21 protein-coding genes and 2 pseudogenes are annotated in these 24187 nt (G+C 33.4%); 18 read left to right on the top strand and 5 right to left on the bottom strand.

Translation table 11 applies throughout. The features are described 5' to 3' along the window. The first annotated feature begins 274 nt into the window (after window positions 1–274). Window positions 275–1156 (top strand): DMT family transporter, encoded by an 882-nt coding sequence (locus AEA09_RS03885; protein ID WP_053582596.1) that lies wholly within the window; start codon window positions 275–277, stop codon window positions 1154–1156. A 72-nt stretch (window positions 1157–1228) separates the two neighbouring features. Here the strand turns inward: AEA09_RS03885 and AEA09_RS03890 are convergent, their stop codons facing one another. Then, window positions 1229–1918 carry an ArsR/SmtB family transcription factor gene (locus AEA09_RS03890; protein ID WP_053582597.1) on the bottom strand — a complete coding sequence of 230 codons (690 nt, stop codon included), beginning with the start codon at window positions 1916–1918 and terminating at the stop codon, window positions 1229–1231. Between the two features lie 302 nt (window positions 1919–2220). Here AEA09_RS03890 and AEA09_RS03895 point away from each other — a divergent pair, with 302 nt between their 5' ends. The 3 genes from AEA09_RS03895 (at window position 2221) to AEA09_RS03905 (ending at window position 3806) form a co-directional block, all read left to right on the top strand. Next, the gene (locus tag AEA09_RS03895) at window positions 2221–2826 is read left to right on the top strand and encodes a hypothetical protein (protein ID WP_245622774.1); all 606 of its coding nucleotides are present in this window, start codon (window positions 2221–2223) and stop codon (window positions 2824–2826) included. A 34-nt stretch (window positions 2827–2860) separates the two neighbouring features. Next, window positions 2861–3400 carry a hypothetical protein gene (locus tag AEA09_RS03900; RefSeq protein WP_053582598.1) on the top strand — a complete coding sequence of 180 codons (540 nt, stop codon included), beginning with the start codon at window positions 2861–2863 and terminating at the stop codon, window positions 3398–3400. 163 nt (window positions 3401–3563) lie between these two features. Further along, window positions 3564–3806 (top strand): hypothetical protein, encoded by a 243-nt coding sequence (locus AEA09_RS03905; RefSeq protein WP_053582599.1) that lies wholly within the window; start codon window positions 3564–3566, stop codon window positions 3804–3806. A gap of 363 nt (window positions 3807–4169) precedes the next feature. Here AEA09_RS03905 and AEA09_RS03910 read toward each other — a convergent pair whose 3' ends face one another. Then, window positions 4170–5075, bottom strand: coding sequence for a cation diffusion facilitator family transporter (locus AEA09_RS03910; RefSeq protein WP_053582600.1), 906 nt, complete (start codon window positions 5073–5075; stop codon window positions 4170–4172). Window positions 5076–5299: 224 nt separating this feature from the next. Continuing rightward, window positions 5300–5677: pseudogene (locus tag AEA09_RS20210) on the bottom strand (transposase); the annotation flags it as partial. Window positions 5678–6309: 632 nt separating this feature from the next. Here AEA09_RS20210 and AEA09_RS03920 point away from each other — a divergent pair. From AEA09_RS03920 to AEA09_RS03950, 7 genes are all read left to right on the top strand, one after another. Then, complete coding sequence (locus tag AEA09_RS03920) at window positions 6310–6996, top strand: response regulator transcription factor (RefSeq protein WP_053582601.1); 687 nt, start codon at window positions 6310–6312, stop codon at window positions 6994–6996. Then, complete coding sequence (locus AEA09_RS03925) at window positions 6983–9040, top strand: HAMP domain-containing sensor histidine kinase (RefSeq protein ID WP_211263229.1); 2058 nt, start codon at window positions 6983–6985, stop codon at window positions 9038–9040. Before AEA09_RS03920 ends, AEA09_RS03925 begins: the two co-directional genes overlap by 14 nt. A 366-nt stretch (window positions 9041–9406) precedes the next feature. After that, window positions 9407–9676 (top strand): BRCT domain-containing protein, encoded by a 270-nt coding sequence (locus tag AEA09_RS03930; protein WP_053582603.1) that lies wholly within the window; start codon window positions 9407–9409, stop codon window positions 9674–9676. A 215-nt stretch (window positions 9677–9891) separates the two neighbouring features. Further along, window positions 9892–10335 (top strand): hypothetical protein, encoded by a 444-nt coding sequence (locus AEA09_RS03935; RefSeq protein WP_053582604.1) that lies wholly within the window; start codon window positions 9892–9894, stop codon window positions 10333–10335. 832 nt (window positions 10336–11167) lie between these two features. Beyond that, window positions 11168–12346: a beta-ketoacyl synthase N-terminal-like domain-containing protein gene (locus tag AEA09_RS03940; RefSeq protein WP_053582605.1), complete on the top strand. Its 1179-nt coding sequence runs from the start codon at window positions 11168–11170 to the stop codon at window positions 12344–12346. A gap of 195 nt (window positions 12347–12541) precedes the next feature. Further along, window positions 12542–14755, top strand: coding sequence for a sensor domain-containing protein (locus AEA09_RS03945; RefSeq protein ID WP_162212717.1), 2214 nt, complete (start codon window positions 12542–12544; stop codon window positions 14753–14755). Window positions 14756–15045: 290 nt separating this feature from the next. Beyond that, window positions 15046–15246: a hypothetical protein gene (locus tag AEA09_RS03950; RefSeq protein WP_053582607.1), complete on the top strand. Its 201-nt coding sequence runs from the start codon at window positions 15046–15048 to the stop codon at window positions 15244–15246. A gap of 387 nt (window positions 15247–15633) precedes the next feature. On the opposite strand, the pseudogene AEA09_RS20585 reads toward AEA09_RS03950, so the two are convergent. After that, window positions 15634–15684, bottom strand: a pseudogene (locus tag AEA09_RS20585) (hypothetical protein); the annotation flags it as partial. 399 nt (window positions 15685–16083) lie between these two features. Here AEA09_RS20585 and AEA09_RS03955 point away from each other — a divergent pair. From AEA09_RS03955 to AEA09_RS03990, 7 genes are all read left to right on the top strand, one after another. Beyond that, window positions 16084–16629, top strand: coding sequence for a copper resistance CopC family protein (locus AEA09_RS03955; protein ID WP_053582608.1), 546 nt, complete (start codon window positions 16084–16086; stop codon window positions 16627–16629). A gap of 3 nt (window positions 16630–16632) precedes the next feature. After that, window positions 16633–17724, top strand: coding sequence for a copper resistance D family protein (locus tag AEA09_RS03960; protein ID WP_053582609.1), 1092 nt, complete (start codon window positions 16633–16635; stop codon window positions 17722–17724). Between the two features lie 376 nt (window positions 17725–18100). Next, a complete protein-coding gene (locus AEA09_RS03965; RefSeq protein WP_053582610.1) occupies window positions 18101–19246 on the top strand; it encodes a DUF418 domain-containing protein in 1146 nt (381 codons plus the stop codon). Window positions 19247–19777: 531 nt separating this feature from the next. Further along, window positions 19778–20551 (top strand): alpha/beta fold hydrolase, encoded by a 774-nt coding sequence (locus AEA09_RS03975; protein ID WP_053582612.1) that lies wholly within the window; start codon window positions 19778–19780, stop codon window positions 20549–20551. Window positions 20552–21154: 603 nt separating this feature from the next. After that, window positions 21155–21532 carry an SET domain-containing protein gene (locus tag AEA09_RS03980; RefSeq protein ID WP_053582613.1) on the top strand — a complete coding sequence of 126 codons (378 nt, stop codon included), beginning with the start codon at window positions 21155–21157 and terminating at the stop codon, window positions 21530–21532. A gap of 576 nt (window positions 21533–22108) precedes the next feature. Continuing rightward, complete coding sequence (locus tag AEA09_RS03985) at window positions 22109–22312, top strand: cold-shock protein (protein ID WP_053582012.1); 204 nt, start codon at window positions 22109–22111, stop codon at window positions 22310–22312. A 482-nt stretch (window positions 22313–22794) separates the two neighbouring features. Further along, complete coding sequence (locus AEA09_RS03990) at window positions 22795–22998, top strand: cold-shock protein (RefSeq protein ID WP_053582012.1); 204 nt, start codon at window positions 22795–22797, stop codon at window positions 22996–22998. Window positions 22999–23365: 367 nt separating this feature from the next. Here the strand turns inward: AEA09_RS03990 and AEA09_RS03995 are convergent, their stop codons facing one another. Beyond that, window positions 23366–24013, bottom strand: coding sequence for a pentapeptide repeat-containing protein (locus AEA09_RS03995; RefSeq protein ID WP_053582614.1), 648 nt, complete (start codon window positions 24011–24013; stop codon window positions 23366–23368). Window positions 24014–24187: the final 174 nt, after the last annotated feature.

The following is a 24187-nucleotide window of genomic DNA, read 5'->3' on the forward strand; positions in this document are numbered from 1 at the left end:
GGTTCTAGTGATATTTTTGATCAAACTTTATTTCAAACCAACTTATGTCTCTTGCGGGATAGCGAGCAGGACAAGATTCCGCAAGAGACATAAGTTGGTGGAGTATCGTGGCTCACCCGCTGAAATCGAATGCCAAATCCCAGTAATAAATTTGCCTCGCTATATACACAGCTCTTCTTAATTCACCTTCTTTTGCATTCCATATTTCGATAATGTTTGAAATATTTAAAAGTTATAATAGTTTTAGATTGAAAATTAGGAAGGGAGATAAAATATGAATAAATTCAAATTTACATTGTTAATACTTTTAACAACATTTTTAATGGGTTCTTCTTTTGCTGTAGTTAAGATTGGTTTGCCTTATTCATCACCATTATTGTTAGCTGCATTACGTTTCACACTTGCTGGAATTATAATGTCATTAATCGTTCTTGTTTTAAAAAGACCTCACCCAACAACTAAAGGAAACTGGATAAAGATGTTTATTATTGGTTCTTTCCAAACAGCCGGTGTTATGGGGTGCATATTCTTAAGTTTACGAACTATATCAGCTAGCGAATCATCCATTCTTACATTCATGAACCCGTTACTTGTTATAGTATTCGGTACCATTTTTCTGCAAATCCGCTATAAACTTTATCAATGGATTGGGGTTCTGTTAGGGCTAATTGGGGTAAGTATTACAATGGGCGGCCAAATAGAATTTAAGATTGGCATTCTTTTTGGTATTCTTTCTGCTGTTTTTTGGGCGATTTCAACTTTATTAGCTAAAAAATGGGGAGCATTATTTGATACATGGGTTCTATCAGCCTATCAGATGCTATTTGGAGGCTTACTATTATTACTGGGAAGCTTGGTCTTTGAAAAACCATTTTTCATTTTGAACAATACTTCATTGATTATTTTATTATGGCTAAGTCTTATATCTTCTATTGTTCAGTTTGCAGTTTGGTATTATCTTTTACAAAAGACTGATCCGGGAAAAACAAGTGCTTATTTATTTTTAGCACCTTTCTTCGGTGTATTATCTGGGTGGTTACTGTTAGAGGAGTCATTATACCCTTCCCTTATAGTTGGCGGGGTGTTTATTCTTGTTGGTATTTATCTGGTAAATAGTAATTTTCAGAAGGCAAATGGTCTACCTAATCGAACATAATAGTACTAGTATCTAACCCCCTCAAAGAGGATAGAAATTATCTATCTACTAAAGAGGGGGTATTTTATGAGTTTAATCAATATCTATATTAAAAACTTGTTTAAACCCTACTTTTCCTTTTTCCGTGACTTTTAGAGCGCGGATAGTTGGAACTCGTACTATCCAGCCTAAATCAAAAAAGTGAGTAAGTAGGCCCTGACCTAAGGCTCCAGCAAGATGATGGTGACGCTCACTCCAGTCTAAACACGCATGAGAAAATGATCGGCGTTTTTTTCTTAATTCGTCTAAATCAATGCCTATATTAGTAAAAAACTGTTCTCCTTTTGATGTAACTACAAATTCCCTCTCTTCTTTTATCATAAAACCTGCGCTCAACATGGATTCGGTTAAATCGACACCTAATTTTCCAGCTAAGTGATCATAGCAAGTTCTGGCTTCCTGAAGCATTTTTAGTTGGTTAGATTGTCTTAAAGAACGCACTTCAGGAGGTGGAGAAATGGCAAGAAACGATTCTAAAATGCTAGCTACTTCTCTATTAGCTAGCTGATAATAGCGATGACGTCCATGTTTTTCAACTTTAACAAGTTGACCTTCTACCAATTTAGCTAGATGAAAACTGGCAGTTTGAGGTGTTATAGCTGCCATAATAGCTAATTCACCTGCTGTATGAAATCTCCCATCCATTAAACTTGTTAGAATTGTTGCACGAGACGCTTCTCCAAGTAGAGAGGCAACTTCCACTAAATTTGGATTTATACTCATTTTAGCCGACCTTTCTGTATTCCATATTACGATTATAGTAGAAGAATTTATTGTGTACAATGACAAGTCAAATCTTATTCAAGTAACGAAGGCGTTTGTTGAAGTAAATTGGCATATGGAAATAAAGGGGAAGTTAGGAGCGTATCCTAGGCTTTCTTCTTCTGTGATTATGTCAATTTAAAGTGTATGGAATTGTATAAAGATAAAAAAGGAGCTAAGGTTATATCTCTAGTTCCCCTGGGTCTATATTTGTAACTTCAGCTGTTTAGACTCGTCTATAAAGTTAAAAGGGAGGTAAATATTTGAAGAAAATTCTTGCGAAAAATAATAAAGTTAAGTACGTTATATTGTTTATGATCACTTTTTTTTCTCTTTTTAATTTTTCTACTATTACTAGTTATGCTTGTTCATGTGCTGGTCCTAATACTGTGGAAGAAGAATTGGAGCAAAGTTCAGTAGTTTTTTCTGGGAAAGTTGTTGAAATTGTAGATGAGAACAAAAATAAGTTTAAACAATCTTCTGCTGACCGCCTGGCTGTAATATTTGAGGTGGAAGAATATTGGAAGGGGCTGAATCAGAAACAAATTACCGTTTATACGGAAAGAAGTTCAGTTAGTTGTGGCTACGAATTTAATTTAAACGCAGAGTATTTAGTATATGCACATGAAGCCAATGGAGCACTTAATGTGAATCGTTGTTCAAGAACCACTCCTTTGGTAACAGCAGAAGAGGATATTTCTGAATTAGAAAAAGGAGAAAAACCAATTGAACAAATATCAAATGTTAACAAGGGTGAGAACCATATACCCACCGAAAATTCAACAAATAATAATAAAATATATATCATTCTGCTAATCTTGGGATTATTAATAGTTGGTATATATATATTAAGACGAATCAGAAAATAGCAATGATTCTTGTTGAAATTAAGGAGCAGAATAGTTGGAGAAGATCGAAAGAAGTGAACTTAAGTTGAAAGATTATAGAGCATTAATTATTTTTACAATTGTTCTGTCCATATTCTTTATATTCGGTTGCAGTGATGGTAAAGAAGATAATCAAATAGATTTTGGATTAATTGCAAGTGAAAAAACCTTACCTGATAGCTTTTATGACGTTTCATCTGGAGGGCTTGACTATATGGTTAGAAAAAGTATTAATCAGTCTGAATTTGAAGAAGCTTGGAATTTTTATAGATTTGAAAATAAAACACCAAAAGTTGACCTTGACAAAAAAGATATTATTTTCATCGGAACTGTGGAGTCCAATAGTTGTCCATATGAGATAGATAATGAAAATATGGAACTAAGCCCAGTTAACAAAGCTATCAAATTGACTTTACCGAAACAATATGGTGCTTGTTTTTTAGCAGCAACTCCGAGAACATTTGTAATTGAGATTGATAAAGAAACATCTAAAGATATTAAAAATTTAGTAATTATTGATGAGAGTGGAGAAGAAACTATCATTCCATTTAAATAATTATTACGAGAAAAAGGGTATCGTTTTATTTTGGTGTTTCCCTTCCATTTAGCAAATTATCAATACCTTTAATATATAATGCTTCTTGTGCTAATGAAGCAGATTAGTGTAATAAGATATATGGATTATCTTGGTGAGAAGGGGTTGCAAAGGAGGTGTCTAAATGAGGTTGGTTCTTCAAGCTTTTACTAGTTCAATTGCAATTCATGTAGTCTATTTTGTCGGAATGATGATAGTCAGTTATATAAAAACAAGAAATTATAAACCAGATATTGCTAGTGCGTGGGATAATGTAGATACACTTCAAAGTGAAGTGGTTTTTAGTAAGGCTAACTTTCCTTTTCTTTACTTATTCACATTTGTAGGAGTAGCAGTAATTTGCGGAATTATAATATTTTTTATATAAAAGGCACTTCAACTAACAAAGTGCGTTAATTAAAGATCATTGAGGTACATATGCAGCTCTTTTTTTCTTTATTGAACTAACGAAGCGGTTTAGTTCAATAAGTGGATAAACATAATAGGGTTTCAGTTTGAGGCATTTTAAACTAACCTACATAAATAGTGTGGTTGCTGCAATCGCACAAAAATGAAAGGAAATAAAAAGATTTAAGTCCAGTAGAACACTGAACTTAGATCTTAGAAATTACCTTGCTTTTGTCTAACATTATTGGGGGCTGTTCATACTTAGATACGTTTAGCCTTTAGGTTGCGAATTTTAAAATCGCGATATAAACCTAAAAGAGAACCTCAATTTGATTTTTAAAAATTAGAAATGATAATCGTCTTCACAAATAATTACATCTTTTGGTTCATAAGGTTCAATGTGAATAAAGGTAACTGCATAATTACTTAGCCTTTGGACTGTTGATTCAATAGATTCTGTAATATCGTGTGATTGTCTTACATTTAAATTTGGATTAACTGCAACAGTTATATCAATTAATATCATACTCCCATGCTTTCGGCCACGGATTTCGCAAATTTCGCGCACTCGGGGTATTTGTGTAACTTCGACACGTATTTTCTGTAAAAAGTTACTATCAAAACCATCTGTTAATAAATAAACAGCTTCTTTGAAAATTTCAATCGCAGTTTTAATAATAATAATGCCAATAATGAAAGCTGTGATAGTATCAATAATTGGATAACCAAAAATTGATGCTGTAATTCCAATCGCAGTTCCTATACTAACAATTGCATCTGATCGATTATCATAGGCGGCTGCTTTTACAGCGGTACTTTTAATCTTATTAGCTAAATTTATATTGTATTTATATACCCCATACATAACAAGTGCACTAAATAATGCGACAACAATTGTTAAAATATTTGGATTCTCACTAGAGGGTGTAGATAAATTTTTTCCAGAAGATATTAGCACTTCTATGCCTACATAAATCATAATAAATGAAGCAATTAAAGAAGCGATGGTCTCAGCTCGGAAATGGCCGTAACGATGGTCATCATCTGGTGGCCTCTGAGAAATACGTAGTCCAATTAAAACGGCAATAGATGCAATAATATCAGTTGTATTATTCAAACCATCGGCCATTAAAGCCTCTGAGTTTCCAATATATCCAATCGTTAATTTCAAAGCACTTAAAAAGATATAAGCGAAAATAGATAAATACGCACCTTTTTCTCCAGCACGCAAGTTTGTATATAGCTCCAAAATGTTTCCCCTCCGAAAGACTTCTTTAAACACGAAAGAGGCTACATTATTTGCCTTTGCAAATAATGTAACCTCAATTTATAGAGATAAAGTATAACATAGATTCGAAAAAGAATGGGGCCTATAATTGAAAAAATTCAATAATGCTATACACATAAATACAAATTACTCTCGCAGATGTTTTATTCAATAGTTTTGTATGTCAAAACTAAACTGGACAAAAATTATAAGGTCTGTTGCTTGAATTCCATCGGTGTTAAATAGCCTAGTGTTCCGTGTATTCGAAAGGTATTGAACCAATGAACATAGTCATCAAGTTCAAGAGCGAGTTGTTCAAAAGAAGAGAAGTGAGCTCCGTTAGCGAATTCTGTTTTAAATACCTTAAACGTCGCTTCAGCCACAGCGTTGTCATAAGGGCATCCGTTCATGCTCTATGATTGTTGGATACCGAATGTTTCAAGAGCTTCTGAAATTAGTTTGTTATCAAACTCTTTTCCTCGGTCTGTATGAAACATTTTGACATCATTTAAATTGGCATGGATGCTCACAATCCCTTGATACACAAGTTCTGCGGTTTTATTCGCACCAGCACTATGTCCAACCTAGTGTAGCCTATACAGTTGTTGCATAACGATAATCGAGGGATGCTTCTATGTATGTCATTATTTTTTTTAGCAAAAAGCAAAAAAAATCGCTATCTTCACTGTATGAAGAAGAGCGATTTTTTAAAACTTAATCTTACTGATAAATCTCATGCTAAAAAACCAAATAGCTTAAAGTATCCCTAATCGTGTTTTAAAATTGTTAATCCATTTTTCTTGCCAGAAGCAATTAATTGTTCCGCTTGTTTTTTTGAAATACGCTGTTTAGTAAGGAAAAGCGTACTATAAGCTCGGTTAATCGACGTAAGAATTTACCGTAATAGTTTGGCTGACGAAACCCTACCCGATGTCCCGACTTGTATTTGGTATAGCATTTGAATACAGTCATTAATTTCACTGGGTGTAACGGGTTGGCTAACTGCAATATTTTCGAGGATATTATATTAAACTTGTGTTATTGAATCAGGAAAAATAGAATCGTCTATTCGGCATAATGAATGTACATAGGAAAACACTAAGAAAATCTTAAGAAATTGTGTGTGCGTTTGTTAAGATTTAATTAGTATTATATCTTTATACGAATCCTATAGGTCTGATCACATGAGCCTAAAGAGATGGAGGAGTGAATATAGTTGAACATTTTGATTTGTGATGATGATAAAGAAATTGTAAGGGCGATTAGCATTTATTTAGAGAATGAGGGATATCAAATATTCAAAGCTTACAATGGTATAGAGGCAATCGATCTTATTCGAGATCACGTGATTCACCTAATTATTATGGATGTTATGATGCCAAAAATGGATGGGATTACGGCGACGATGAAGATTCGGCAAGATCATATGATTCCGTTAATTATGCTTTCTGCTAAGTCGGAGGATTATGACAAAATACTCGGATTAAATATCGGAGCAGATGATTATTTGGCCAAGCCGTTTAATCCATTAGAACTTGTGGCTCGAGTGAAATCGCAGCTAAGAAGGTATACGACATTTGGGAGTCTTGAGGTAAATAGCGATGTATTGCAAACGGGTGGGCTCATGATTGATGATGAACAGAAAGTCATTACCGTTGATAAACAAGAGGTTCATTTGACACCAGTGCAGTATAAAATTTTAAAGCTTCTCACAGCAAATGCTGGGAGAGTATTCACAATTGAAGAGATTTATGAAAAGGTATGGAATGAAAAGGCCATTAATCCAGAAAATACGGTTTCGGTTCATGTTCGAAAGATTCGAGAAAAAATTGAAATTAATCCGAAAGAGCCGAAGTATTTAAAAGTTGTATGGGGAGTTGGATATAAAGTTGAGAAATATTAGTCATGCACTCATTACGAAAGTGGTTGTGTTTCTGATTGCCGTCGTTTGTATAACTGGTACAACGAAGGCAATTATCGACATGGAAGTAAATGAGGTTCATCTTAGTAGTATAAATCAAGATAATTATTTTGAAAGCCGAGCATTCGCTGATGAAAGTTACAGCATTCTTTCTTCTTTAGCGCAATTAATCGGAAAATACAAAAGTGAAGAACATATTTTAAGTGGTAAGACACTAACAGAAGAAGATATTAGAGAAATCGAAGAAGATTTATATAATGAGTTTCGTTATTCATACAGATATAATGACAATTTGAGTGAAGAGGAAAATAATCGCATCTATCAAGAAAAATATGCTGATGATATAAATCTTAATAAAGACGAAAGCATGAAAGAACAGGTAAGAGAATTTTATCGGTTACTAAGCGAACTAGAAGCAAATGAAGGAATCGTGTTTTATGCGAGCGACGGAGAGCATGTATTCTCCAATGGTGAACTAAATAAGAAAGAGCAATTTGAATCATTTGATGCATATATGCTATTTGAGGATTACCAACAAAAGCTTTACCCAAATGAAGTGAAAAAAAGTAAATACTTGGATTACTTTACACACAGTGTTGAGGAGTTGAATCCACAAACAGACGTCATTTATTTGGCGTTTAGAGAATCTTTTTTACAAAAGAAAATAGCGGAATGGGAGAAAGACAAGGCCATTGCCAAAAGTAGTTTAAATGAATTCATTGTATTTCTAGCAGGTTTTATTTTATCTTTTGTTTACTTAATCATTGTTATTGGAAAAACGTCATTTAAAGATAAAGAAATTAATTTAAATGTTATTGACAAGCTATATAACGATCTTAATATTGTGATAGTCGTTTCTTTAACTTCGTTGTGGATAGCCATGCTTATTGAAGTTGAAGTACTGCTTGATATGTACATGATTCTCACAGTACCTATTTTTATTATTGCCTTACTGATGATTTTATCGCTCGTAAAGCATATCAAAAATAGATCATTACTTCAGCATACACTCATATATCAAATTTTCAAAAAGGTTTTTCTTTGGGTAAAAAGTGTATTTGATAATGGCAGTATAGGTGTGAAAGTAGTGCTGCTTGTCGTTGGCTATCCAATAGTAGTTGCGGCAACGTTCTTCGTGTTTCCTATTACCATAGGTCTAGCTGCCTGGTTTGCGATGAAAAAGGTGAAATCGTTTAACCGCATTAAAGAGGGTGTAGAGCAAATTAAGAATGGGGATCTTCATCATCGAATTGAAGTAGACGGAAAAGGGGAGTTTAGCCGACTTGCAGCGAACGTCAATAGTATTACAGATGGGTTAAAAAAGTCGGTGGATAGTGAGATCAAGAGCGAGCGTTTAAAAACAGAGCTCATTACGAATGTTTCGCATGATATCAGAACACCTTTAACGTCAATCATTACGTATGTTGATTTATTAAAAATAGAAAAAGACCCTGATTTAATTACTGAATATATAGACGTGTTAGATCAAAAATCGAAAAGACTCAAGCACTTAACGGATGATTTATTTGAAGCGGCTAAAGCGTCAAGTGGAAGTATGCCTGTTCAGTTAGAACGGATTGACATCTTATCATTACTTACTCAAGGAATAGGAGAAATGGGTGAAAAAATTGAAGCCTCGGCATTAGATTTTAAGTTAGCCTACCCAACAGAAAAGGTGTATGTAAAGGCTGATGGTAAACTCCTATGGCGCTCCATCGAAAACTTATTCTCGAATATTTTTAAATACGCACAGCCCGCATCAAGGGTATATATTGATGTTGAAGATTTAGGGAATGAAATACTCGTGACATTTAAAAACATTTCAGCATATGAATTAAATATTTCAGTCGATGAGCTAATGGAACGCTTTAAACGAGGGGATGAATCTCGATCAAGTCAAGGTAGCGGATTAGGTTTGTCGATTGCTGAAAGCCTTATTCACATCCAGCAAGGAAAGTTCTTAGTTCAAGTAGATGGCGATTTATTCAAGTCCATGATTTATCTAGCGAAATTTCCAAATGAATAATGTAGCAAAGGAATAGGATATATGAGTGTCCTATTCTTTTTCTGTGTATAGGGTAGCTAAAAAAGTGATAGAGATGTTGTTGGAAAATTTCAACGTTCTGAATAGGCTACACTATGGATTAGTGGGAGTATGATGATTAAGATATGAAGGACTAAAAGAAACACCTTTAACTATTGATATAACAATAGTTAAAGGTGTTTAAAATGATGGTCTTGTATCACGACCAGTGACCCTCCTTGTCAATTCAGAAACGAGCACTTCCTTATATTTTTCAAAAGTCATAAAGTAAAGTCTTCTACAAGTTTATGTTTAAATATCCGACACTTTGGGCATCCTTCAATAATAATCTATTAGGGGGAGCTTCATTTGATTAAAGACCTTGACTATAATTCAGTTATGCACTCAAACGCTGGAGTTATTTATACTGGAAAAAATTTTGTTATCACCGGGGAGCTTTCAATACCTCACGAAGAAATTGTAAAAGAAATTGAATTCAGAGGCGGCACTATCTTAGCGGAAGTATCCTCAATAACCGATTATTTGATCATTGGTGAAAAAGTTGGAGCCACGAAGATAGGCGCAGCTGAAATAGCGGGAACGCGGGTAATAACTGAAGAAGAACTTCAAATTAGTTAATAAGACAACTAATTACTATTTACGCTAATTAAAAGCATACAAAAAGAAGAATAATAGTTTAGCTTTATTCTTCTTTTTATTTCGCGTGTGCTATTCTTCAATGTCATCAAAAATCTGTTAAGTTCAGTAAAATTAAAATAAAATACACATCACACTTATATTTTTGTTAATATATGTAATATATTGAGATTTAACAACTTAAGGAGTGTGAAAATGTGGAGTACATAAATCACATAACATTAAATTCTGGACACTTAAAAAAATCCTTTCCAGGAGATGTTAATAAAGAATTTTTTTTCGTTCTGAAAAGAGTTTATAAAGAATCTTTTGATGTTAGTGGAATAGAGCTATTAGAGAAATACATAGTAAAAAGCACACACGCTAAAGGTCACGGAGTGGTAACAACTATTTTCGATTTAGAGAATGTCCCTATTTTAACAAGCGCCTTTGTTAACGAGACAGGAAGTAAAATGTGGGAAGTTTTACATTCATCAAGTGATTTACCTCTTGCAACAAACATCGCAAATCCACCCAACATACCTTACATAGCAGACAGGGCAGAAATCGGGAAATTTATAAATATTGATACATTGGAGTGGTTTGCTGATTTCTCCAGGTGTTTAGCTTGGATTCACTTTTCATCTAAAAGTATTTTGTGAGAATCGTTTCTGATAGTTGGGATGCTTCAGAAAATCGCTCAGCTGAAGAAGTGCAATCATATTTTGATAGACTAGCTGAATGGATTTCTGAAACAGAAAAAATGAAGCCTAATTTCTCACCATTACATTTATAATCACGCTAAACGACCGTAGCCGTCACTGGTTGCGGTTTTATTTTTGCTTATCAGCTTATTCTATTTTCTCTTATCTAAAAAGATAAATTCTCCAACAAATTTGATTGTTACTAATCAAACATATTGTCCCATGTTCTAATAATTTTGAGTCACACACTTTACAAGAGTTATAGTAAAACACATATGCAATACTAACCCTGAGTGCTATGCACGCCTAACTTTTAATGCTTAAAACGTTAATTAAATAGGTTTCTAATTTATTTGATAACTAATCGGCGGTATCATCATGGGACATATAAATTTTTTACAATTATGAAATAATCACTTTTTCGTAAAAGAAACGGAATGTTTATTACATAATTATCTATAAATTACATAAATCAGTTATATTTGTAATTTTAATATAATAAATTTATGCATTATTTTATTCTTTCTCATAATTTAATTTTGCAAAAAAGATTCACTGCAATTTTAGTATTTCCCTTCTTCAAACGGTAATCTCAATAAGAAGTGCGAACGGTAGCGGATTATTAATATAAAAAAGAAAAATATTACTTAGATTAAAATAGTATTTTGATTTAATGTAATCCATATTACCTATTAAAATCAAATTCATAGAACTTAAGACTTGTCAATATAGACTATATCTAATTTTGTTGTATATAATGGTATAAAGTTGAATTTTGTAGGTGAAATAATTGGATGATATAGTAATTACAGGGTATGGAATAAAAGCACCTGGTGTTTTAGATGAAATTAGCTTTTTAAATGTATTAGATAAAGGCATTTGCACTCAGAGCATTTTAAAAAATGTTGATCAGCCTCATACTAATATGGTTGCGGGTTTGATTGATGATAACTTCTTAGAGATAAATGGGGTAAATTACCGACGATATCCGCGTTCTGTAAGAATGGCGATTGCGGCTGCAATGGATGCGGCTGAAATGTCGAAGTTAAATTATTTTGAGCCAAATCGAGTTGCTGTAATTATGGGAACATCTGCTGGAGCAATTCTTGAGATCGAACAATACGCTGCTGATGGTTTTGATTTAAAAAAATTTCCAATCCATGGGGTTTCAATTGTTGATACACATACACTCTCAGGTTCTGTTGCTGAAGCGATTGGTTTGTCAGGGACTGCATTCACCGTAACAACGGGGTGTACAGCCAGTCTAGATGCAGTATTGATTGGGAAGCAATTACTTGAGTCAGGAAGTGTAGATGCTTGCATAGTAGGGGGAACAGATGCCCCTTTAGGCCAATGGACAATCAATGGCTTTAAAAAAATAAGAGCACTCTCAACTGAGACCTCTATCGAAAAAGCTGGAGTCCCATTTTCGACCAAGCATCGCGGCTTTGTTTTATCCGAAGGAGCAGGTGTAATCGTTCTAGAGCGTAGACAATCAGCACAGGCACGAGAACAGAAAATATACGGGAAGATTGAACGTGTCGTTTCAAGAAATGAAGGTCAAAAACTATTAAGTTCCGATATTACTGGTAGACATATGCTTGAAGTTTTTCAAGAAACCGTTGGAAATACAATACCAAGCTATGTAAACAGTCAGGCACTTGGTTTAGAAATAAATGATCAGATAGAACGATTTATCCTTAAGGAAACATTTGGTTTTGATGTTCCTATCACTTCAATAAAAGGAATGATAGGACATACATTTGGTGCAATGGGAGCAATGCAAATCATTTCATCTTTGCTGTCAATGGAATACGGGTTTATCCCACCTACAATTAAAACATCAGGGGATGGATTTGAAGAAGTACCTATTGTTTATGAAACTAGGCATCAAACTGTGGAATCTGTATGTATTACTACTCATGGGGGTAGTGGGAATAATGCTTGTCTATTACTGACACGTACATAGGAGGCCATTTTTATGTTTTTTATTTTTTTAATTTTGTTATCTTGTATACCCGTTTGTGTTGGAATTACGATATTAGTATTATTCAAAAGAAGTAAACTATCAAAAATTATTTTTCTATTTCTTCTTTTGGCCTCATTTTGGCAAATAGATGTTTCATTTTTGTATTCCTATCAACTGTTTAAAGAAGAAACTACCATGCTATTTTTTAAATTCTTTCGGTTTGGCTCTATCATGGTAACACCAACGATTTTCTATGTAGGGTATACAATTGTTCAAGAAATACTCGCAAATGAGTTTAAAAAAAAGTGGAGTTTTCTTGTAAATCGTACTACTGTTCTACTATCCTATGCATTGGCCTTACTTGTTTACATAATCGGATGGAGTGATAAAGGGGTAAGTGGATTAGAACTTATACAAATTGGTTCTAATATATTTTACTATCCCGTTAACGGAGACCTATCGTGGATCTTTAATTCAAATATTCTCTTCTTTGTAGTTAATATGATTATTTGTTTTTTGATTAGTTTAGATGTACAAAATAAGAGTGAACGTTCATTTTTAGTGTATTTTAATATCTTCACATCAATTGGATTTGCAATAGGCTTCTTAAATATGTTCCAAACGTCAAGATTGTTCCCAAGTTCGATTGCAATTCTGGTATTTGCTATTTCCGTGTTAATTCTTTCAGTCCGAATGCACCTTAATATAGTCAACAACATGAATAAGAAGTTAAATGAGCAAAAGAAGTTTCTATTCCAAGTCATTGATTTAAACCCAAACTACATTTATGCTAACGACGAAATTGGTCGATATACACTTATGAATAAATCATATGCAAAGTTAATGGGCATGAACATTCAAGATATGATAGGGAAAACGGATGATGACATAGATAGAGATACATTTGTAGAGAAACAATCTGATGATAAAGAGACGGATCAATACAAATTACAGCAAAAGGTTTTTATTAGAGAAGAATCCATTACTGCTGCATCTGGAGAAGAAATATGGGTACAGACTGTCAAAGTACCTATTAATTTAAATGATAGCTCAGCGGTACTTGCTGTATCAACAGATATTACGGAGCGAAAGCAATATGAAGATGAAATCAAGTTTCAAGCAAATCATGATGCATTAACAGGGTTACCGAATAGAAGAATGTTCAATGAGGATTTAACGAACCTTCTGGAAAAAGCTAAAATTGAGTCAAGCCAGAATGCAATTATGTTTCTCGACTTGGACCGATTTAAATACATAAATGATACACTCGGACATGATATCGGTGATCTATTATTAACAGAAGTATCAAGACGGATTGAAATGTTACTAAAGCAAAGACATAACTGCGCAGATATTTATCGTCTTGGTGGAGATGAATTCACTATTTTACTTCCGTATTATAATGCGGAAGATAGTGAGGCTTTTGCCAAAGAATTATTGGAACAATTTAAAGATGGTTTTCTAGTCGATGGTTGTGAGTATTTTATTACACCAAGCATTGGAATTAGCATATTTCCAAGAGATGGGGATGATGCTAACACATTAATAAAAAATGCAGACACCGCAATGTACTATGTTAAAGAAAGAGGGAAAAATAACTATCAATTATTCACATCAGAAATGCAACAGCATTTCTATAGGAAAATGATGATTGAAAAACAATTACGAACAGCACTAGATAATGAGGAATTTGAACTTTTCTATCAGCCCATTATGAATGTGAAAACAAATGAAATCATAGGTATGGAGTCTCTCATTAGGTGGAATAACGAAATATTGGGACAAGTTACACCAGATGAATTTATACCAATTGCGGAAGAGACAGGAATGATTATTCCAATAGGTCAATGGGTTTTGGATACTGCAATTGAACAAAATGTCCGTTGGCAAAAAGAAGTATATAAGCCATTTAAAATAAGTATTAATGTATCTGTGAGGCAGTTACTTGAGCCAACATTTTTAGAAAGTGTGAAAAACTCGATAGAGAACAACTCAATTGATGCGACCTACGTTGTATTAGAGATTACTGAGAGTATTGCGATGTATGCAGAGTCAATGATAGAAAAGTTATGTGCATTAAAGAAACTGGGTATAAATCTATCAATGGATGACTTTGGAACAGGATATTCATCGCTTAGTTATCTGAATAAATATCCACTTGATTCTTTGAAAATTGATAAATCTTTTGTCATTGGGATGAATCGAGATGATGAGAATAAAGCGCTTGTGAAAACCATTATAGCGATAGCAAAACAACTCGATCTGAAAGTCATAGCTGAAGGGGTAGAAGGAGAAGACGAATATCATTTCTTGTCTGAGATTGGCTGTGACTACGCTCAAGGATATTTCATAAGCCGTCCACTCTCCGTAAACGATTTCAAAGAAAAATGGCTTACTGCGGGTGACTGACTGGTAATACACTAAAATTAAGTATAGTTTACCATTAATACTCTAATTAAAGAGGTGAAGAGGGCAGATTAACTTCTGTATAAAAAACCTGATTATTTTATGATAATCCTTATTGTACTAAAGCCCATATAAGGTTAAGTGTAACTACTCGGATACACAATTAGCGGAAGTCTTCATTAAACCACTATTCTTGAATGCCAATCATCATTCTGAATGAAATACTTTGTAATTTAGAATGGAATATATAAAAATTGGTAATGAATATGTGTAAAATGAAGGGGCTGATAGTCATGGCATTTTATGAAGATAAAGAAATTTACTGCTACAGCTGCCGTAAAAAGACTTTATTTACACGTAGAGATATGCATAAAAATAGTGGAGTAGACAGTCATTGTAGTGAATGTTTAGGTATTTGGTTTGAGTGGCAAAATCGAGCAGTGGAGCGGGAAATGGAAAAGTGGATTGACTATAACCAAAGGCTCGTAAATTAACTAAATGCCAATTCTCACAATCATTCTAGGCGAATTCAGTAACCAGTATCTACAACAAGATATTGTGAATTCCTTTTTAAAAAGGGGCATCCAATAAATTCTTTAACAAAAGTATGACCTTAAGGATTTAGCGTTCTAGCGTTCGCTTTCCGCAGGCACAGCGTAAGCCGCAACCCTCGCTTTGGGTAGGTTTGTTGCGTCTTACGTTTTGTGCTGTTCCTGCAGGAGTCTCACGCTGCTGTCGGTTTGTTTTCGCGTGGAAGACATAAATCCTTGCAGAGTAAAATAATATTAGTGCAAAAAAATACTATAAAAAAATACTAATTTAGAGTTTTTCAGTGGCCTCAATGAAAGGGTGCCTCTTTTTTATGGCTACATGATTAAAAATTAAAGTTTTACGATGTTTGTAGCTTGTGGTCCATGTTGGCCGTCTTCTACTGAGAATCCAACTTTTTGACCTTTGTTAAGTGATTTGAAACTTCACCCTGGATAGCAAAAAAGGGGCACCACTAGCTCAAAGAAAACCTACCTTTGACTTCGGCAACTTAATCTTAAACTCTTGCCCCAGTTAATTGAATAAATACTTCTCACAATCCCACTTTTTTATACCCCAATTTAGTAAGTTGCTTTTCTTCATTCCATTAAAATTAGCTCATTTTCACTTGTATATTTAGCAGACTTAAGAAGACTACTTTGATATAGAGGGTGAGCAATTATAAAATTTCTATTATATAAGGATGATTTCATATAAATTTCACATTTTTTTGATAAAATAATCAGTGATAATAAATAGTGATATTCATTATCAATATAATAGAAATTTTAGGAGGATTTATTTTGAAACATATTTTCACAGCTGCAGCTGCAGCCTTATTAGTTATGTCTCTTTCAAATAGTGCATTTGCTCACTCACATTTAGGAGGATCGAATCCAGCAGATGGTGACGTTATAACGGAACCGTTAAATGAAATTGTTCTAAATTTTGACGGTCAAATTGAACAAGGTAGCTTTATTGATGTAACAACGACTTCGGGTCAAGCTATTGAACTACAAGAAATTATTATTGGTGAAGGTACATTAACAGGAACTATTGCTGAGCCCCTTCCGAATAACGAATATCAAGTTAATTGGAGTATTATTAGTACAGATGGTCACCCATTAGAAGGTGATTTCTCATTTACAGTAAATGTGCCAGTTTCTGAATCAGTGGAAAAAGAAACTGAGGAACCGTCAGAAGTAACGAATACGGTTGAAGAAACAAAAGAAGCAGCATCAGCGGATGAAGAGAAAGATTCATCATCTTTTACGACAATAATTCTAATTCTTCTTTTAGTTATCATTGTAGCAGGTGGTTTCTTCTTCTTTACTAAAAGAAAGAAATAATTTATGGAAATAATATTGATTATTAGTCAGGCGCTTTTATATTTATTTTTTTCGATCTTAGTTGGTAGTTTTATTCTTTTGCTTGTCCCAAGTAAATATCGTCCTGATATAAAAATTCCAAAACGTTTCTTACTTATTAGTGCGATAGCTATACCAATTTTATCCTTTATACCTGTACTTGAGAGTATATTATATATTGCTCCACGCTTAGGTTTATTTGAATCGTTTAAAATCGTTCTCACAACCTACACAGTAGGGAATGCATGGGACTTTACCCTACTTGGCTCGGTAGTGTTAATTCTATTAATTTCTTTGACGAGGTTCCCTGAAAAGGACATCTTCGCTTATTTAGGGGCATTTGTTACATTTTTTTTAATTTTAACAATTGCTTGGTCAAGCCATGCGGGCGCTGTTGATCCAATGCTAGGGATTATAAGTGACTTTATTCATTTAACAGCTGTAAGCATTTGGGTTGGGATTCTACTTATAATTGCTTGGTGTTCGATTAATCAAAATAATTGGCTCGAATTTTTAAGTTGGTTTTCGATGGTCGCTTTTGGCTGTTTAATTGCTACAGCTCTTAGTGGACTGTTTCTGATGGATATAATGGTTGATGGATATATCGATTCTTGGATGGTTTCTTATGGACAAGGATTATTATTAAAACATTTATTCCTACTGCCACTTGTTTTTTATGCTTTAGTGAATAGCTTAATTGTTAAACATAAACTATCTAAAGATGATTCATTCAATCCAATTCCTTGGATTCGTGTGGAGGGCTTTATTTTATTAACAATTTTTACGATTACAGCTACTTATTCACAACAATCACCACCTCATGGCAATTATTTAACGAGTGATACGGTGTCACCTTTATTCCGTCTATTTCACGCTGACATCATCAATTATAGTAATACAATTGGCTTTGCTGTGAACTTAAATACAGTATTGTTCTTTTTCCTATCCATCTTATTTATAGGATTAATTGCTTTATCGTTTTTCAAAAAAGCATCGATTATTGTATCTTTTCTGTTTAGTTGCTTATTTGTAACCAGCATATACTTTATGCTAATGGTGACTGTGGTGATTCGCTAAAAGGAGAGTGACTCAACAAATTATTAAGTTGAGTCGCTCTTTTTTTATTGTCAATTTTGGATATTTTAGAAGTTGTATTAAGAAATAGGCGCACTTTTTGAAACCGAAATTAATTTGAGAAAAAATTTTATCCTTTTCCAACTAACCTACTTTGCTAGTTGAATAACAACAATATTTTAAGAAACAGCCCTATTTAATTAAGTTATTGTAAGTAAATCCAAGCGAACCAAGCCCTAGAAAAACGTATTACTATGAGTCCCGATTGTCTAGGGTTCCTGGTAATCATTTTGTTTATAATACCATTTATTACAATAATTATGAAACTATTCTCCGCTACATTCGTATAGTAATTAATTACGAAAAAGAAGGTGAGAGATTGAAGGCAGAACGTGTGGAACTGCTAGACGCATTGAGGGGTTTTTCGCTAATCGGAATTTTAATAGCCAATATGCTTTTATTCCAATTTGGTTCATCAGGAGTAGAAATTATTGAATCGGCGAGTGGGCTTAATAAAGTAAGTTATTATTTTGTGAAAATTGTTGTAGAAGGGTCATTTTATCCGATTTTTGGTTTTGTATTTGGCTATGTTTTGATAAAAATGATTGAATCACGAGAGGCTTCGGGGTTAAAGTACAAAAATATTGTGTTTCGACGGGCGGTTGGCCTATCTGTATTAGGGGCGATGCATCTTGCGCTTGTATGGGAAGGCGACATTTTATTAACATATGGCTCGACTCTTTTCATGTTATTATTATTCTTCTTAAATCGACGTGTGAAAACGTATTTTGTTTGGGGCTCCATTTTAATAGCAATCCTTGGAGTGGGCAGCTTATTTGGTACTAGTTTTTTACAGCTTGTGAAGCCTTTAACGGCATCGGAAATCATGATTTATCAGGACGGTACATATGCAGAAATATTGACGCAACGATTAAGTGTATTTATGGTAGATGGTGGTTTTTTACTATTATTAGCCCTACCAATTGGCTGGCTTTTCTATGTTTGTATATGCTTTCTTGGAGTAGGTCCATTTGTATTATTCGGAATGGGCATGGCGAAAAGGGGCGCATTTTTACAGCTAGAAAATAGCACTCGGACATATAAAAAAGTGGCGCTGCTCGTACCAGGCGGGCTATTGCTGAAGGGAATCATTATTTTTTATACACCGTACAGCTTATTTATTTATTCGCTAGGGACATATGTGTTAGCGATTGGTTATATTGCTTTATTTGCATGGTTATTTAGCCGCTATCAAACGCAAATGAACTATTATTTTGCCCCAATCGGAAAATTATCGCTCACAAACTATTTAATGCAATCCATCATTTGCACGACTATTTTTTATGGTTACGGTTTTGGATTGTTTGGGAAATTGGGTATATTTGTTGGAATACTTTTATCGGTCATCATTTATGCCATTCAGCTAAAAGCAAGTCAACTATATTTAAAGCGATTTTCACTCGGTCCAGTAGAAACAATTTTAAGGTGGTTCGTTTATTTTAAAAATCCACGGAAAGTGGATTAATATTGTGCATCGGGTGGAGCTGTCCTAAAAGGGGTATTGGATCCCTCTGGTCTTCTATTGTGTTGAACCCTTTTCTTTATAGAAGCAACAAACTATGCGAAAACAGCCAAAAGAAAAATGATGTCATTGGAGTTATTAATACGAAGGAAATGTTAACAGATAGCGCAGCTGGGCGCACAAATGATGTGACCTCCTTCATCCACGATATTCTACAAATTAAAATTCGGCTGCTATTAAAGATGTATTCTTAAAAATGCTGCAAATACGTAAACATATGGTAAGGGTTTTATCGTTGGTCTAGTAACAATGGAAGATATTCTGTCTGAAATTGTGGGAGAAATCCAAGATGACGGAGATATGATATATACGACATAAAGTAAAGGGCACTTAAACAATACAATCTGTTTAAGTGCCTTATTTGTGTAGCAAAAAAATATCAAAATTACTAGAAATATACGTGAAAAATGAAACTATTACGTGCTACTTTCGTAATACATAGTATAAGTTAAATAATTAAAGGATGAGAAGTACTTGTTACATTATAAAATATATAGTCAACAACACAAAGAGTGGGTAGTTTTAGTACATGGAGCTGGTGGTAGCTCGACAATTTGGTACAAGCAAATTCGAGCATATCGCAAGCATTTTAATGTGTTGGTAGTCGATCTCCGAGGTCATGGTGCTTGTATGATTACAAACAGTCCGACTAAATATACACTGGATTTAGTTAGTCAGGATATTATAGATGTGCTAGATTCACTAAAGATTGAAAAGGCTCATTTTGTAGGGATTTCACTAGGTACGATGTTAATTCGTCAATTAGCTGAAACGAATCCAGAACGTTTCCACACAATGTTGCTAGCAGGCGCTGTGATACGTATTACACCTAGACTCCATATTTTACTTGGTATAGCCAATATGTTTAAAAAAATGATTCCGTTTATGTGGCTATATAAATTATTCGCGTGGATTTTAATGCCGAGAAAAACCCATGAGTCTTCACGCCATTTATTTATTCAAGAGGCAAAAAAAATTAAGAATAGAGAATTTTTACGTTGGTTAACTTTAACAGGTGGTATCGCAAAATATTTAGTGAAATTTAATGAAAAGGACACAAAGATTCCGACACTATATATTATGGGAGACGAGGATTATGTATTTTTAGAACCAGTTAAGCGATTAGTGAAAACGCAACCATCAAGTAAATTAGTGATTTTAAAAGACAGCGGTCATGTATGTAATGTAGATCAAACTGAGAAATTTAATGAAGTATCTTTACAATTTTTATGTAACGCATTGAAATAACACGGAAATTTACTACATAGGTTATTTAAAAATAGTATGTTCTACTTTATTTTTTTGTGAAGAGTTACTTATCTTTGGGTAAAATACGGGATTTATTTAATGTAGATAAAATTGTCTTTAATAAGAAATTACAAATAATAAACAGTAAGAATTGCTGATTTAAAAGCAGTTCTTACTGTTTTTATGTTTCAAAAAGGCTATTCGAGATGTTTCGAGGTTCAGATAGAATAAGTTTGAATCAACTGGAAAGTGTTTCAAATCCTTTAGTATCAGGGGGGAAGGTGATTTTCCTTTTTTGAGAATATGTTAGGGGGTAAAAAGTTTCTACACAAGAAAAAGTAGAACGGAGATGCTACTTGTGTTGGTTTTTAATAAAGATTGATCATTTCAATTGAAGATGAGCTAAGACGACCAAGTTAAATTATTTAAGAATGTAAAATATCTTTTTTCAGGCCTTAATGTCCTTTCCTAATTTGAATTGTTCGGTGACAATAAAAAGGTTTTTATGTAATATAGTTGTTTGAAAACAAATAAAAAGAGCTCAATGTTCAAATTAATGTTACAGTTAGAAAGTAAATTTTTTAAGTGAATAGGAGAACAAACATGATTGAGGTAAAAACATCTCCAATAAGTGGTGGAGAATTCAATAGAGGGGTATTTGCTACACGTGATATCCAAAAAGGGGAGCTTTTACATGAAGCACCTGTCATTTCTTATCCAAATGAACAACATAAATATTTAGAGAAAACAATACTCGGTGATTACGCTTTTGAGTTTGGCATAGGCCAATCTGCTATCCTTCTTGGATATGGTATGTTATTTAACCATTCGTATGAACCAAATGCAACGTATGAGATTAATTTTAAAAATAACACATTTGATTTCTTTGCTTTTACAGATATAAAAGCAGGCGATGAAATTTTTATTAATTATAATGGCGACGTTGATGACCAAGATCCACTGTGGTTTAATGAGGAATAAAAAGATATAGTGACGGTTCGGCTTCCGAAATGAACCAACTTTATACTTGGGGAATTTAGAATTTAAGAAAACAACATCTATAATAACCATCTATCAAAGTAACTGATAGATGGTTATTGTGTTTTAGGAACCAAATGGACAACTTTAATATCTCAACGCATCAAAAGGTTAGTGACAGAGAGAATTGACCCTCGACCCCAACTGGAAATAGTATGGTAACGGCGGGTCGTCTAATCTTTTTTTATGTAGGAGCATTGACATAATTACGTGATGGCTGCCAACAAGTAAAAGGGAATATTCGTTGCATTTTGAGAAGCATGAAATGCAACGTTAAAGTATCTTAAGAATTGAACTAATTAACTATGATGTATTGTTGATAGTTAACAAGGAAGCGTTTGACTAGACAAATATGATTTTTTATTATATAGTTAATGTAATAAGATCGTTAATAAAGAAATAATGAATTCACATATTACAAAGAGTAATCATGTTTGATTCGATACTTTTTGTAATATGTGAATTTTTTCTTTTGAAGAAATATGATATTATTTAATACAATTAATGGAGGTCATTTAAATGACACAACAAGGTACAGTAAAATGGTTTAACGCAGAAAAAGGTTTCGGTTTCATCGAAGTTGAAGGCGGAAACGACGTATTCGCTCACTTCTCAGCTATCCAAGGTGACGGTTTCAAATCACTTGACGAAGGTCAAAAAGTTGAATTCTCAGTAGAAGACGGCCAACGTGGACCACAAGCTACAAACATCGTAAAACTTTAATTTTTAATGATGTAAAACATAAAAGAGGTATCCTTTCATTAGGATGCCTCTTTTTTTTATGTAAGAAGTCTAATCGATTAATAATTGGTATCTAATTGTATAAAAAATATTGAAGATCGAGGTATCCTTGACGTAAATACGTGATGCCTACCAACAAGTAAAAGAGGAGATTCGTTGCGTTTTGAGAAGCGTGCAATGCTTTGTTTTATAGGGACAATTGGAGGAGTACTGGATTTTGAAGTAACTTTAGAATTTATCTTATTTACTATAGACATACTATTGATAGTTAACAAGGAATCGTTTGACTAGACAAATATGATTTTCTATTATATAATAAATGTAATAAGATCGTTAACGAAGAAACAATGAATTCACATATTACAAAGAGTAATCATGTTTTATTCGATACTTTTTGCAATATGTGAATTTTTTCTTTTGAAGAAATATGATATTATTTAATACAATTAATGGAGGTCATTTAAATGACACAACAAGGTACAGTAAAATGGTTTAACGCAGAAAAAGGTTTCGGTTTCATCGAAGTTGAAGGCGGAAACGACGTATTCGCTCACTTCTCAGCTATCCAAGGTGACGGCTTCAAATCACTTGACGAAGGTCAAAAAGTTGAATTTTCAGTAGAAGACGGCCAACGTGGACCACAAGCTACAAACATCGTAAAACTTTAATTTTAATGATGTAAACATAAAAGAGGTATCCTTTCATTAGGATGCCTCTTTTTTTGTTGTTCATCCCTACAATTGGGGTTAAATTCCGTTCTGGCTTGGCGCTTTCCTGGAGGAGTCAAAACGACGTTGATCAGAAAGCGTGTGCTACTGTCACTACGTCAATGCTACATTTCCGCGCAGATAAATTGTCACACACTGTGACGTTTTTAGTTTTCGTTCTTTTATTATTTTCCTCCAAAAGAGGGAGTCGCCCGGCCTCCACTCCAATCAACAAGCAATCTGAAGTCTGTACGATCTTTAATTAAATGTCATTATCGACTTTTAATGATGAACCTAAATAAAGATAAAAATTAAAATTTCACAAATTTTATGATTTGACCTTTAATCCTAACAGTGAAGCAAATCCAACAGCTTGTTCTGAGGATACTTCACAACCTTTTAAGCTTTCCAAAGTAACACTAAGTCTTTCAAATCTACATGAGCTAATATCAATTCCCTTTAGTGATGTTTGAGAAAAATCAACATCATTAATATCACTTTGAGAAAATATTACCTTATTAAGTGTGCATTCATAATAGTTTGCACCTTGTAGAGATGAATTATCGAATATTACATGTTTTAAACGAGTCTCTGAAAAGTCACATAAATTTGCAATGCAATTTTCAAATGAAACGTTTCCTAGATTAGCTCCTGATAAATCTAATCCTAATAATTTGCAGTTTTCAAATTTGACTCTGTGTATAATGCCTTCACTAAAGCTGGAATTAGATAAATCACAGTTTTCAAAAATCACATCAGTTAAATCAATTTTTCTAAATGAAACATCTATGAATCTTACATTTTTAAAGATAACTTTAGATAAAACTAGTCTTTCAACAACCTCTTGATCAATTACTGTGTTAGTGATAATGCAATTTGATAAATATGGTTCTTCTTCATAAAAAACATCTTGAAAATTTGCTTTCTCTAAATCTGAGGGTAATTTTGGTAATTCAATTTTGAAACCTTTTGCCACAATAGCACACCTTTCAACTGCAGTTATTTACTATTTATATATAAGTATAATTAAAAAGACCTAAATTTATAAGACTATATTTTTTAGTAAAAGTGTGTGCAAAATAATTGTTTGAATAGATAATAGTTTTTGTATTTTTTATTATTAATTTCTTAATTTTGGGAAGTAATGCTG

Source organism: Lysinibacillus contaminans (assembly GCF_001278945.1).
In the GTDB taxonomy this organism is placed as follows: Bacteria; Bacillota; Bacilli; order Bacillales_A; family Planococcaceae; genus Lysinibacillus; species Lysinibacillus contaminans.